At 52.6% G+C, this 13,631-nt stretch carries 10 protein-coding genes and 2 pseudogenes; 8 read left to right on the top strand and 4 right to left on the bottom strand.

What is annotated here, in order from left to right; genetic code table 11:
• The first annotated feature begins 10 nt into the window (after positions 1-10).
• The 4 genes and pseudogenes from AC2FLJ_RS03960 to AC2FLJ_RS03945 all read left to right on the top strand — a co-directional run bounded on the left by AC2FLJ_RS03960 (position 11) and on the right by AC2FLJ_RS03945 (position 4,161).
• Positions 11-1,309 (top strand): sugar ABC transporter permease, encoded by a 1,299-nt coding sequence (locus AC2FLJ_RS03960; RefSeq protein WP_496700104.1) that lies wholly within the window; start codon positions 11-13, stop codon positions 1,307-1,309.
• Positions 1,309-2,112 (top strand): ATP-binding cassette domain-containing protein, encoded by an 804-nt coding sequence (locus AC2FLJ_RS03955; protein ID WP_496700106.1) that lies wholly within the window; start codon positions 1,309-1,311, stop codon positions 2,110-2,112. The genes AC2FLJ_RS03960 and AC2FLJ_RS03955 overlap by 1 nt, the downstream gene beginning before the upstream one ends.
• A gap of 8 nt (positions 2,113-2,120) precedes the next feature.
• Complete coding sequence (xylA, locus tag AC2FLJ_RS03950) at positions 2,121-3,428, top strand: xylose isomerase (protein ID WP_496700108.1); 1,308 nt, start codon at positions 2,121-2,123, stop codon at positions 3,426-3,428.
• Positions 3,429-3,490: 62 nt separating this feature from the next.
• A pseudogene (locus tag AC2FLJ_RS03945) lies at positions 3,491-4,161 on the top strand (IS6 family transposase).
• Between the two features lie 7 nt (positions 4,162-4,168).
• Here AC2FLJ_RS03945 and AC2FLJ_RS03940 read toward each other — a convergent pair.
• On the bottom strand, positions 4,169-4,948 hold the full coding sequence (locus tag AC2FLJ_RS03940) for a HalD/BesD family halogenase (RefSeq protein ID WP_496700110.1): 780 nt from the start codon (positions 4,946-4,948) through the stop codon (positions 4,169-4,171).
• 107 nt (positions 4,949-5,055) lie between these two features.
• Here AC2FLJ_RS03940 and AC2FLJ_RS03935 point away from each other — a divergent pair, with 107 nt between their 5' ends.
• Positions 5,056-5,970 carry a LysR family transcriptional regulator gene (locus AC2FLJ_RS03935; RefSeq protein ID WP_496704504.1) on the top strand — a complete coding sequence of 305 codons (915 nt, stop codon included), beginning with the start codon at positions 5,056-5,058 and terminating at the stop codon, positions 5,968-5,970.
• Between the two features lie 302 nt (positions 5,971-6,272).
• Positions 6,273-6,377 (top strand): annotated as a pseudogene (locus AC2FLJ_RS03930) (integrase); the annotation flags it as partial.
• A 122-nt stretch (positions 6,378-6,499) separates the two neighbouring features.
• On the opposite strand, the gene AC2FLJ_RS03925 reads toward AC2FLJ_RS03930, so the two are convergent.
• The 3 genes from AC2FLJ_RS03925 to gntH (AC2FLJ_RS03915) all read right to left on the bottom strand — a co-directional run bounded on the left by AC2FLJ_RS03925 (position 6,500) and on the right by gntH (AC2FLJ_RS03915) (position 10,852).
• A complete protein-coding gene (locus tag AC2FLJ_RS03925; RefSeq protein ID WP_496704503.1) occupies positions 6,500-7,783 on the bottom strand; it encodes a HupE/UreJ family protein in 1,284 nt (427 codons plus the stop codon).
• Complete coding sequence (locus tag AC2FLJ_RS03920; protein ID WP_496704502.1) at positions 7,776-9,551, bottom strand: hypothetical protein; 1,776 nt, start codon at positions 9,549-9,551, stop codon at positions 7,776-7,778. Before AC2FLJ_RS03920 ends, AC2FLJ_RS03925 begins: the two co-directional genes overlap by 8 nt.
• Positions 9,552-9,655: 104 nt before the next feature.
• On the bottom strand, positions 9,656-10,852 hold the full coding sequence (gene gntH / locus AC2FLJ_RS03915) for a guanitoxin biosynthesis MBL fold metallo-hydrolase GntH (protein ID WP_496704501.1): 1,197 nt from the start codon (positions 10,850-10,852) through the stop codon (positions 9,656-9,658).
• Positions 10,853-10,966: 114 nt separating this feature from the next.
• On the opposite strand from gntH (AC2FLJ_RS03915), the gene AC2FLJ_RS03910 reads away from it, so the two are divergent.
• Positions 10,967-11,536 carry a TetR/AcrR family transcriptional regulator gene (locus AC2FLJ_RS03910; RefSeq protein WP_496704500.1) on the top strand — a complete coding sequence of 190 codons (570 nt, stop codon included), beginning with the start codon at positions 10,967-10,969 and terminating at the stop codon, positions 11,534-11,536.
• 206 nt (positions 11,537-11,742) lie between these two features.
• A complete protein-coding gene (gene gntH / locus AC2FLJ_RS03905; protein ID WP_496704499.1) occupies positions 11,743-12,870 on the top strand; it encodes a guanitoxin biosynthesis MBL fold metallo-hydrolase GntH in 1,128 nt (375 codons plus the stop codon).
• Positions 12,871-13,631 lie beyond the last annotated feature (761 nt).

The following is a 13,631-nucleotide window of genomic DNA, read 5'->3' as shown; positions in this document are numbered from 1 at the left end:
AAGATCGGAAATGACCGAAACTTCGTCTCAGCCGGTACCTGAAAAAGCGAAACCCAGCCTGTTCCATCAATTGGAACTGGATATGCGGCTTTTGGGAATGATCGGCGCATTTGTCATCCTGTGCATCGGGTTCAACATCTTCACAGATGGGCGGTTCCTGACGCCTCGAAACCTGTTCAACCTGTCTATCCAGACGGTTTCGGTTGCCATTATGGCGTGCGGGATGGTGTTCATAATCGTCACGCGGTACATCGATTTGTCGGTCGGAGCATTACTTGCAACAACGTCAGCAGTGATGGCAATGACGCAAACCGAGCTTTTGCCGCAGGTGCTTGGGATGGGTTTGAACAATCCGGCCACATGGGCGATCACCATTGTCGTCGGGCTATTTGTCGGCACGCTTATTGGTGCGTTTCATGGCTGGATGGTTGGTTATCTGACGATACCAGCGTTCATCGTCACGCTTGGTGGATTTCTGGTTTGGAGAAACGTGGCGTGGTATTTGACGAGCGGCCAGACGATTGGTCCTCTGGATAGTACATTCCTGATGTTTGGCGGGACCAACGGAACACTGGGCACGTCGACAAGCTGGCTGTTTGGGTTGTTCGCTACCGCGATCGCGATCTGGGCGTTGTGGAGTGGTCGCCGCGCAAAAGCGTCACATGGGTTCCCTGTGAAACCTGTTTGGGCCGAGGCCACTCTGGCTGGGATAATCGCATTTGCTATCCTTGGGTACGTTTACATCGTAAACAGCTACGCTATTCCTACGCGCCGTCTGCAACGTATGTTCGAAGCGCGCGGCGAGACAATGCCAGAGGGGCTGGTTGTAGGATACGGCATACCGATTTCTGTCCTCATTCTGATTATCGTGGCTGTCTCGCTGACAATCGTGGCGCGTAAAACCCGGTTTGGACGCTACATCTTTGCCACCGGCGGAAACCCTGATGCGGCAGAGCTTTCTGGCATCAATACTCGGCTGCTGACCGTGAAGATTTTTGCGCTTATGGGCTTTCTGTGCGCCGTTTCTGCTGTGGTCGCCTCGGCGCGCCTTGCAAACCACTCAAACGACATTGGAACGCTGGACGAACTGCGCGTCATCGCCGCTGCAGTGATCGGAGGAACTGCATTGTCGGGCGGCATCGGTACCATCTATGGCGCGATCCTTGGTGCATTGATCATGCAGGCGCTGCAATCGGGCATGGCAATGGTTGGCGTTGACGCGCCGTTTCAGAACATCGTGGTCGGCAGCGTCCTCGTGTTGGCTGTCTATATCGACATCGTCTATCGCAAACGACTGGGGGCAAAATGATGCAAGCACAGGATGTGCAGAAAAAACCTTCCGGCACAGGGGGCGGTTCAGGCGCGCCGCCATTGGTCGAGATGCGCGACATCTCGATTTCCTTTGGTGGGGTCAAGGCCGTCGACCATGTGTCGGTCGATCTCTATCCGGGTGAAGTCGTTGGTCTACTTGGCCATAACGGGGCCGGAAAGTCCACGTTGATCAAGGTATTGTCCGGTGCCTATCAGATGGACCACGGCGAGATACTGATCGATGGCAAATCGGTCGAGATTGGCAATCCCCGTGACGCCCGGGCGAACAACATCGAAACGATATATCAGACGCTCGCCTTGGCCGACAATCTGGACGCGACATCGAACCTGTTCCTTGGGCGCGAGATGACGACGCCTTTTGGTTTGGTCAACGACGCAGCCATGGAGGCAGAATGCCGAAAGATAATGGCTCAGCTCAACCCGAACTTTCAGAAGTTCAATGATCCGGTTTCTGCCTTGTCAGGGGGGCAAAGACAATCAGTGGCGATCGCTCGGGCTGTCTACTTCAACGCACGTATTTTGATCATGGATGAGCCGACAGCAGCGCTTGGGCCGCATGAAACTCAGATGGTGGCGGATTTGATCCACCAGCTAAAGGCGCAAGGCATTGGGATATTCCTGATCGATCACGACGTGCATGCCGTCATGGAACTGTGCGACCGCGCCTCGGTCATGAAGAACGGAAAACTGGTTGGCACGGTCGATATCGCAGACGTCACTGATGACGATCTTTTGTCGATGATTATTCTCGGCAAACAGCCAACGCAAAAAGCAGAATAGGGTCAGGTATGGCAAGCGGATTTTTCAATGGGATCGAACGGATCCAATATGAGGGCGTGGATAGTCAAAACCCAATGGCCTTCCGGCATTACAACCCCGATGAAGTGATTTTGGGTAAACGCATGGAAGACCATCTGAGGTTTGCAGTGGCCTGGTGGCATTCCTTTGCATGGGAAGGGGGGGATCCCTTTGGAGGACCCACCCTGGAGCGCCCATGGCATCCGCAGGACGACATGGGACGGGCCCGCATGAAGGCCGATATCGCTTTCGAGATGTTTGAACTTTTGGGCCAACCCTATTTTTGCTGGCACGACGCTGACATCCGTCCCGAGCAGGGCAACTTTGCTAAAAACCTCAATGCCTTGGAAGAGATCACCGATTACATTGGTGAAAAGATGCAGGTTTCAGGCACCAAGCTTCTTTGGGGAACGGCCAATATGTTCAGCCATCGTCGCTGGATGTCTGGCGCCAGTACTAATCCAGACCCTGACGTTTTTGCATACGCCGCAGCGACAGTAAAATCCTGTATCGACGCGACCCACAAGCTTGGCGGCGAAAACTATGTTCTTTGGGGCGGACGTGAAGGCTATGAGACCCTGCTGAACACGGATCTGAAAACCGAACTGGACCACATGGGCAGATTTTTAAACATGGTCGTAGAGTACAAACACAAAATCGGGTTCAAAGGTACCATTCTTGTAGAACCGAAACCTCAGGAGCCTTCCAAGCACCAATACGACTATGACGCAGCTACTTGCATCGGATTTCTCAGGAAGTACGGGTTGGAGAACGAAGTGAAACTGAATCTCGAGCAGGGCCATGCGATCCTTGCCGGGCATAGCTTTGAGCATGAAATTGCAGTCGCGGCTGCCGAAGGGATGCTGGGTTCGATTGATATGAACCGCAACGACTACCAGTCTGGATGGGATACAGACCAGTTCCCGAACAATACACCGGAAGTTGCCTTAGCTTACTATTACATCTTGAAGGCGGGTGGTTTTACCACCGGCGGCACTAATTTCGACGCCAAAATTCGCCGACAATCGATTGACGCCGTCGATCTTGTGGCAGCTCATATCGGTGGAATGGACATATGTGCACGCGGTTTGAAAGCTGCCGCGGCAATGATTGAAGATGGTGGCATGGATGCCGCTCTTTTGGATAGGTATTCTGGTTGGAACACTCCAAAGGCGGCCTCAATGTTGGAAAGCAGTCTGGAGCAAGTATACGACCGGGTCATAGATGAGGATATTAACCCGGCACCAAAGTCCGGTCGCCAGGAAATTCTGGAAAACTACGTGAACAGGTTTGTGTGAAAATAGTTGTTGTCAGAAGAACTTGGGTTGAGGCGGGCAGGGTGCCTTCGTAGCCTTCGCGCATGATCAAACAATCGCCATTCAAATACTTCAAGACCAGTCCAGAGGTCATTCCTCTGGCAGTCATGCTGTACGTTCGGTTCCCATTGTCGCTTCGAAACGTGGAAGACCTGCTGCACGAAAGGGGAATTGAGGCGAGCCACGAGACTGTTCGATTTTGATGGAACAGGGTCGGCCCGATGTTTGCTGCTGAGATCCGAAGAAAGCGGGTGCAACAACTTCGAGCCTTTTCAAAATGGAAGTGGCATGTGGACGAGGTTTTTGTGAAGGTGAACGGCAAACACCACTATCTCTGGCGTGCAATCGATCATGAGGGTGAGGTGCTGGAAGCAGTTGTCACCAAACGCCGAAACGAGCAAGCGGCATTGAAATTCCTCAAAAAATTGATGAAGCGCCATGGCTGTGTAGAGAGATCGTGACGGATCGTTTCGCTTCCTACAAAGCTGCGCTCAGAGAAATGGGCGGGCCCGAAAAACAACAGACGGGAAGGTGGCTCAACAACCGCGTCGAGAATTCGCACCTGCCGTTTCGACGAGCCCAAAGCAGACCCAGGGGCGTTCTGCGGCGAATGACCGTTTCAAGTCCAAACTACTTGATGCTGCGCGTGGCAGCAATGTCAGCTTTCAGGTCGCTCTCGTATTTTCTACATTGCGGGGCGAGGCGATCGCGGTGAGCTACTTTTAGCTCAATCGACCATAAAAGGTCATTCGGGCGGCTTCAGAAAGTTCGACACCGGGTTCGGCATTATAAGCAAGCACTGCGAGAATGCGCGTTAGATCACCTTCATTAGGTGCAACCCGGTGAATCGAGTTGCGGCCCCGGAAGAAGACCAGTGTACCGGCATCGGCCTCGACAATTTCCACTGGTGCCTTTCCGTCCAAAATTTCATTAACTTTCTCAAATCCCATTTCGCCTAAATCTGCATCGCGAACGGCGTTAACGTATTCGAACTTCCCACCCTTTTCAGGCGCTTGCACCATCAAGGTGATGGCAAAGGACGAGTTGTCAAAATGCCAGCCAAGCTCCTCTCCCTTTTCAGCAAAATGCAGGTTGATGGAAGATAGCGGATCTGCGTATTGGTGCATCGCGTCTTCGCCAAGGACATCGCACAAGAAGCTCCGGAAAACCGGGGCGTCATAGAGTTGGCGCAACGGTGAACCCTGCGGCATCAAATCATCGGTAATGCATCCTTTGGATGAGGTAACGAGGCGATTGCGTGCATGGTCGTCAGCAAACCTTTCGTCTTTTGGGGTCAGGTAGACGTTGTGTTGCTTTGTTGACTTAAAGACCTTGTCTTTGCTGGCGATGCCCTCGTCACGGATTGTATCAATCGCTCCCTTTTGAACAAATCCCGGCATCACGAAGACACCCGTTTCGTTAAACTCTTTCTTACAAGCTGCGCGGAAATCCGGATTGCCTATCGGAAAGGCTTTTAAGTCGATAATGTCTTTCAGCTCCATTGGTCTCTCCTGCCGTCAAGTTGCGTTGTTGACGTGATACAGAGGCACAAAGAACAAATAAAATTGTTTTTTGTTGCCTTTAAAGTGGAAAAAGTTATCCAAGCGTCATGGCCGAAATAACACTCAAACAATGCCGTTACTTCCAAGCAGTGGCGCAGACTGGTGGGATCGCTTCGGCAGCGCAGCTCGTTAGCATCTCGCAGCCCGCCGTTGCCCAGGCTATCGCCAAACTGGAAACTCAAACGGGACTTGTGTTGTTTCGACGCTTGCACGCGCGCGGAATGGAGCTGACGGCACAAGGTGTCGAGTTCCTTCGATATGCTGAGCAAATGCTGGTTTACGCCGACAAAATGGACGTCGCAGTGGCAGATATTGCTGCTCACAGAATGGGAACATTACGCCTAGGCTGCTTTCAGTCGATTGCGCCGTTCTACCTGTCGCACATCCTCAGCGTCTTCCCGAGACATATGCCTGGTGTAGTTTTGGATGTCGACGAACTTCTGCAAGAAGACCTGATCATAGCCCTGGGCCGAAACGAAATCGACCTAGCGATCCTTTATGATCTGGGCATTGATGACACCTTGTTCCGCATACGTCCTCTTGCAACGGCAGACCTCTATCTGATCGTCCCACCAAACCACAGGCTTTCAAAAAGGGCGTCCGTGTCTATTCGTGAGATCGACGGAGAGGAGTTCGTGCTTTTCGATGCGCCTCAAAGCCGGGACTATTTTCTTAGCATTTTTGCCGAGTTCGATATTGCACCGAAGATCACGTTTCGATCGTCGTCGATTGAATCGGTTCGCTGTAACGTGGCAAACGGGCTGGGTGTTTCGCTTCTCTCGATGAAACCTGCCGACAACAAAACCTACGACGGCGGTCGGGTTGTCCCGATCAAACTCTCGGATGCAATACCCCCGATGCGAATTGTCATCGCGTCACATATGGAAGCCCCGGAGAACCTGCTGGCTGACAGGTTTACCGGCATTTGTCGGAGCCTGTTCCAGGACCGGAAAATTCCATAGGACGTTGCGAGGCTGGAAGCTAAATAACGTGGAGAGCGGTCATTTATCGGACGCAGGGAAACGCCTGCTTTGTCCGCAATGCGGTCTCTCGGGAAAATTTAGCAAACGACCGCATTGAGCCCATCCAGTGAATTCGATTTTTTCGCTGCGTGCGCTCGCAGCACGGATTTTTCAGAGGGCGCCTGATTTCTCGCACCGCTCCGCTGCGGGAAAAGCGGCCGTTCAGGTTTAGTACAGCAACACGATAGAACACGGCTCACAGATCACGGACTTAACAGACCTTTTGGTTGGCTCACTCACCTGCGGTTCAGCTTTTGCTCAGTCATACGAAGGTCGATAGTACAGTACGTTACCTAGGTGTCGAACTCGAAGACGTGTTGAGTATCGCCGAGAAAATAAACTTATAAAAAGCACTGGGCGAACGGCTGTGTGCCGTTCGCTTTCCGAAACCAGCCGTGCCCAAAATCGCGGCAGCATCGGCAAAGAGACTAACCGGACGCTGTCATAGGGTTGGAAGCAGAATTCCCTTCTAAATCGCAATCAAAGATAGGAAATCTATTCCGCGTTCGAAAGTCCACCAACTTGCGATAGCTGCACATCCGATTGCAATCGAAACTCTCAACGACATTTCGGGTGTTGGACCTAATCTCGCGAAGAGGTGCAGCAATGGCCAGATCACAAGAACGATAGCAAGCTGACCAACTTCAACGCCAAGATTAAACGCCAGCAGGCTCTGCCAGATGTTGGGCGACGTCACCTGAAGTATTTCATGTAAAACGAAACTGAAGCCCAAGCCATGAAGAAGACCCATAAGTACCGTTACGACAAAAACCTTTTTGTTAGAGTTCTTTTCTAGCTCATCCCGCCTAACGGCCAGAAAGGCCGCGTAGACGATGGACAAGGCAATCCCGGTCTCGACAAATGGCACAAACCAGGCTCCTGACGGCACATATCCGAAAAATCCGAGGGACAGAGTAACGCTGTGGCCGACCGTAAAGCCGGTGACTCGCCACAACAGGGCGCTTAATCCGGGGGCGCCAATTACCAGGCAGATAACAAATAGCACGTGGTCAAGGCCTTCTAGGATGTGCCGCAGACCTTCCCATACGAAAGTTACGAATCCTGAGAGCCGGGACCTGGAAACCTGCACCGGTTCTTCCATCAGGCCTCGAGTTCGAAAAACAAGCGGATCGCCGGATCCATAGTCCAGAATGAGATTTGCGGTCATCTCCTGATCAGGCAGGCCTGGGTCCAAAGAACTGGAGATGGCATAGGAGGTCGGTGCATTTCCCAATTCATACCAGAGCGTGACATCCACAATAACGTCACCAACATAAACTGGCGGGTCATCCAGTGTGGTCGTTCCCGCTGACACAGATTGCTGGGCTTCGCTCAGCGTCGCAAAACCCGGCTCTTCACCTACTTTGTGGATGGTCACGGATTCAACGTCGCCAAGAACGCGCGTACCCATGATTTCGATGATCGTACCGGTTTTCGCGATGTGCCCAAGACCAAGAGGATTTTCAGCGATTTGTGAGGTGTCGACAAAATGAACCACCTGACCATCCTCAAGCGCATTTGTCGTGAAAGGAGCCGCTTCAGGAAGGCCGTCCGCACCCTTTTTGCCGATTTTGTCCGCCACTAGATAAGGCATGGGCGTTCGCAAATAGATGCGCAGACCGTCGCTTGTGTGTTCTACGTGAAAAATACGAACATTGAGGTTCAGCAGAAAATGCGCCTGGCTGGCGACCGCAGCCAAGATCAAACTGGTCGTTATCCAAATCAACAACACCTTGTTCAGTCGGTTAAACATCCGGTGCGCGCGCCTCCATTACAGTGATACCCGTAAGCTTCCAAACGCCTCTTTCGGGACGGAACTCGACCCTTGCCCGATACTCCACCCGACGACGATGATCATGGCCCCAGTGACCTGCTCGGGCGTCTACAATCCACTTGGCAACCCCTTCGAAAGCACCGGTTATCTTAATGTCGCCTTCCACGATTGCGACATCGGTCACTTCGGCGATCTGCGCGCGACTTCCGCCAGGCACACGAATGGCAAGGTTTGTTTCGAGTTCAGCAGCGACGTCTGCGAGGGCCGTGTTCCTGACAATTGGCTCTAGCGCTTTGCGACGTGCTTCTGGTGAGACCTCAAGCGCGGCCACATACGAGTTCGCCAAAAGTAGGGAAAAAGTTTCAGAAGCCATCTGTTCTCTGGATGGACCGGCTATTGGATTTTGAAATGGAATTTGCATTTCGTGCCGAAAGGCAACCCCTGCAACTAAACTGCCAGCCGACAGCAGGACGAACCCGATCCGCCGACTTTTTAGGGGCGACAAGAGCGCGCCCACGCCTGCACCAAGCGCAACAGCGACAGCCAGTACAGTCCAAATCGGCAGAAAGAAAACTCCTGTCGCCTGTACCCGCGTAACTTCAGGGTCGACGTAGCGTTTCAAATGGTTGATCCAACTTACCTCTGGATCTTCAGGGGTAGCCCAATCCAGGAAAGGACCGGCAACATCTGTCAACGTCACAGGCACATGCTGAATGGATTGATCGAACATATCCCATGTGACAGTCGCCACTTCGGGTAGAGTCGAAATTGGGTAGGACAATATCAAACCTGCAAATGCCGTGTCGGTCAGAAGCGTCGGAGAGCCCTCAACGACTTGAACTCCTGTTTCGCCCAGCGTCAGAAATGCGCCCCTGACAGAGGTGGGCTGAACCGGCTCCCCCGCGATAATGACCGGATTACGGGTTTCGAATGCGTTCAGCGCAGCGTCGAGCATTGTTTCCTGCTGAGATGGGTTCAGTTTGGAACCCGTGCCAAGGTCCATGTCTATCCAGGGCGCAAGTTCCCGCAGCCGGATAAGGATCTCGTGGCGAACCTCGCGTGGCGCCACGTACAGAAAAGACGTTGTGCCGCTTTGGGCTGACCGATTGAGATTCACATTGGTAAACGCGGTGAACCATGGGTCGGACCAGTCAATCTCAAGTCGTGCGTCACTATCGAAGTAACTGAATTTGGTGACAGGGACGGCGCGATCAAAAACCATGAAACCGATTGATGTGGCGGGCTTATCCTCGTTGGCTGTCGGAGGGCGAAAGATCAGGGTCTCGGGGCGCGCGCCGTCAAAACCGAAGAAAGCTTCGATGTAGATAACTTTCGAATCTTCAGGAGGAGCAGGAATTATGCGCCCGGTAACGGAATCGGTTCTTCCGGCCAAGGGGGATGCGCGGTCAATTCTCTCACGGTTCTCGGCAGTCACAAATTCGAACCACAAAGGTGATCCGTCGGCGCGGCTTACCGAAATGCCTTCGGATTCGCGGACAAACGCAGCTTGATGTGTAGCCACTGTCGGGTGGAGGTCCTGCAATACCTCGGTGGGCAAAAACGACGCAAAAGCTTCAAAATCCTCGGAGTAGACTTCAAGCTCAAGTCGAACACCGTCGTTTTCCACCCGAAAGACTGCGATATTTCTGGCGACCTCCGCCCCGCTATACGGAATGACGTCACCTATTGCAGAGCTGCCTATCACCAAAGCGGCGAACAACGTCAGAAGGCATCGGATTTGGATCAACAATTTGGCCAGCGTCCTTCGCGGCGTCAAACTAAGTACAGAAAGTGTGTCATTTCCGTCTTGGTGCAGCTCATTATCGAGCCGCTCCAAAACATGTCATTACGTCAGTTTTTATCCGGCATAGGCGGTGGCGTGTAACCGTCCCATTTACCTGCTTGGACCTTGTCCGACGGTTCTTTTTCCTTTGAACGCTGTGCATTGATGTATTCGTCGCTTACTGCGGGCGGCAACGCATAGTCATCCACGCTCGCCTCGCGTACGACGATCTGGTCTTTGGTTACGTTGATCACCTGAAGATCACGTGCCAGCGTGAGTGGCCCATCGTAGGTCGACCGCACACCCTCCAGAATCGCCTGGTAGTTTTCTGGTGAAAGCACGGAGTGATATCCCAAAGCCATACGCGGTTCGACGGCAGACATGACCTTTCCGAATGCCGCTGGCTCGGAATGGACGCGCGTGGCGACATATGTCGCTTGCGTCATGTCCCACCCAAAATACGGTGCCAGCGCATCAGGTGGCAGGAAAGCCTCGTGGGAAGCAAGATCGGCTCCTTTGGCATATTCGACATACCACTTGTTCGGGTAGGTATCTCCGCCAAAAACGTATTTCAGCCCATTCCACTCAAGGGAATAGCTGACGGAACCGTCGAGACTATGGATCGCAGGCCAGGAACGAATGGTGACACCGTTGTCTTGATAAACGATCTCGTTTTCCTGCATGTAGTCGAACTCGGTGACTTCGAGCTTGGCGCCCTCATCCGGCAACGCGCCCGTTCGCGTAGCAAGGTCCCACGCATAGGCTTTTGACATACCCTCGACGTAGGCTTTTGTTCCAAGTTCATCTTCTGATCCCGAGGGGCCATAGATGTGAAGCGGTGTATAACGACCTGATAACCATCCACCAACGTGCAGCCCCATAAAGTCCCCGACATGATCAACATGCAGGTGGCTGAAGAAAACTTTGTCGATCTTCGAAAAATCCGGGCGCAGCGAGAACAAGTTACCCGTTGATCCGGTACCGACGTCGAACAGAAAGACATCACCGTTTCCCAATTCCACATAAAACGAAATTGAAACGGCGGCCTTTGTCTGGTTTGGCATACCTGTCCCTAACGCGGTTATCCGCATCTCATCTTCGCCAAGTATTTCAGTATTGGGGAAATAGGATGCCGGATAAACACCATCTTCAATAGGGGCAGCTGTTCGACCCGTGGGCAACATATTCTGCGCTGTGGCGGTTCCAGCTACCGCGATCACCATTGCAAAAACCAAAGCCGTTGCGGAATTGTGCAAGCTATTCATAGTTCCCCCTCCATTCTGAAATAGTCATTCAGCACACAAATTCGTGAGCCCCCCATTCTCCGTAGACATCTCTACGGTAGATCCATAGACTGCTCTATGTCAATAGAGGTGCCTATGGAAGCTGAGCCAAGGATAATTGAAAAACGGGAAAAGGCGTCACGGGAAGACTGGCTGCTTGCGACACTGGACGTTCTGAGGGAGCGGGGAATCGAAGGTGTAAAAGTTGTTGCAATTGCCCGCAGGCTTGGCCTGACCAGTGGAAGTTTCTACTGGCATTTTCGGAACTTAAAGGATCTTCTCGACTCGGTTCTGCTATTTTGGGAAGACGCTCTAACTGGTCATATCATCGAAGACGCACTTCAGTTCCAGGGACCACCGGAAGAGCGGATAAGGATATTGATGCATCAGGTTATCCGCGAAGACGCTGCCAGGCCGGATGGAGCTATTGCGGTCTGGGCAAAATCCGATGCCGATGCCGCACAATTCTATAAGCGTGCTATTAAACGACGATTTGAGTTTTCTGCATGGCTATTCCAAGAGCTCGGTTTTGCACCCCCTGACGCTGAGATCAGAGGCCGGATGATGGTTATGACTCTGATGGGCGAGACAACGAACGATCTGAAACTGCAAGAAAACTGGCCGAGTGTAATTGACCGGCACTGGCGAGTTTTGGTGGACAAATAGTTTCCCACTGATTGGGTTGAACAACGCCATTTTCGATCAATTTTGCAGCTTTTGTCTCCGATCTGATTGAAGCGTTGATTTTGTACACATTGGTGTCACACGCTGGGCTCCTGCGGGTCCGTTCCGTGTCCGATGGCTATCGATTTCGGGCTGATGGTATTTCGTAGTATCCTTATCGAAATCAAAAATTTTGGGGGGGACTAAGTGTGCGATTGAATCTGATATCAACTCTAGGCTTGGCATTTGCTTCGATATGCTCAACTGCGGCTTCTGACCGCGCGCTGGAGGCGCGAAAATTCTATTATCCGAATACTGAACCACTTGGTGAAGCGGAGATGCGCGTTGTCTCGTTGGGTACTGGAACGCCTAATTTTCGACACTCCCAGGCGTCTGCATCATGGTTGGTCGAACTTGGGAACGGCGATAAATTTCTATTCGATGTCGGGACTGGTTCGTTAGCCAATTTGGCAGCCTTGGAGATTCCGTACACGTATCTCGACAAAGTGTTCATCAGTCACCTGCACGTAGATCATATCGGAGACCTGGATGCGCTTTTTGTCGGCGGATGGGTTTCCAACCGGACTGTGCCATTGCAGGTCTGGGGGCCAAGTGGACTGGAACCAGAGTATGGAACCGCGGCGGCAATGGACGGGCTTCAAAAAATGCTAGCGTGGGACGTGGCTGGACGTCGCGGAAACATGCCCTCCGCGGGAGGCCATCTAAAGGTAACTGAGTTCGACTATTCGAAGACGCAGGTGGTTTATGAGAACGATGGTGTGGTCATACGCTCCTGGCCCGCGATACACGGCATTGACGGTTCCGTGTCATACAGCGTGGAATGGAACGGGCTTAAGTTTGTCTATTCGGGTGACACCAACCCAAACAAGTGGTTCGTAGAAAACGCCAAAGAGGCTGATCTCGTCATCCATGAATGTTACCTCACGGTACAACAATTTATCGATATAAAGAACTACGATCCCGAACGTGCTCGTTTGGTTGCAACGGTAGTTCACACACCACCGGATGCGTGCGGCAAGCTATTTTCGGCTATCGAGCCTCGGCACGCGATTGCCTATCATACATTTGCCGATTTCGACATCGCCCCCGATACAATTGCGGCAATTCGAATGACCTATGATGGGCCGCTTACCTTGGCTCAAGATATGCTCGTCTGGAACATTTCGGCGGAGTCAGTAACCGTTCGAGAAGTTATAGGGTCAGACAATCCGTTGCCAGTTGCCCCCCCGACACCCGCCGGGCCACCTGACCCAAGTGAACGAACAGAATTGTCAGATTGGCTCAACGCAGGCCGACTGGACCTTGGCCAGGAGTAACCTGCGAGAAGCAATTCTTGCCAAACTGGTTTTGAGAAATCGGCAAAGCCCACATACTTGTGGTGAAGAACCTTTTGCCGATCATTCGGCAAGGGTCCGCGTTATCTGCTCTTGGATTGTGGGGCCAGATCGCGGCGAAAGACTGGCTTGGATTTAGCCGAAGTCCGCTTGATTAAACGACCGGCCCGGGGAAATCTGCCGCCCGCCGAATGATCACAAGCGCAAGCGCAAAGGTTTTCTGTGTGAGAGAAAGCTGCGTGGGTAAAAGGCGGATTTGTTGCGCGTCTCGATTGTCGAAGCTGAACGCTGCGATAGGTCCGTACGAAATTCCGCGCGATCAACGCGGGTGAAGGACTGGTTCGGTGAAAACCGCTGCGTTGCCGAACTTTTGGCCCGCAGCAGCGACGACTTTCTGCGTCAGCAATAGCTGCGTGGGCAAAAGGCGGGTTTGTCCGCAGAGTGGTCGTTCGGATGTACTGCAGCGAAGGTCCGCATCGAGCCCACTTTGGCCGATGCCGCGCGTTGCCCGAATTACAGAAATGCGCAGAGCGCGGACTTTGCAAAATTCGAAGAACGATCATTGCGAGTCTTTGCCGAGACCTTTTGGAGCAACCGCTATTGGGAACTAGCTGGATATGCTTTTGATCTAATCTGCTGCTCTGCCGAAATCTCGCGCCTGTTGCAGGTCGCTTTGATTGCAAAGTCAGGCGATGGTCACTGTCCCGAATTGGTTTTCGCGATACTGCAAAGCAGATCAACAT

The organism is Ruegeria sp. CDSA034, from assembly GCF_059612275.1.
Note: the sequence above shows the minus strand (reverse complement) of the source record. Positions and strands in the feature narration are given on the sequence as shown.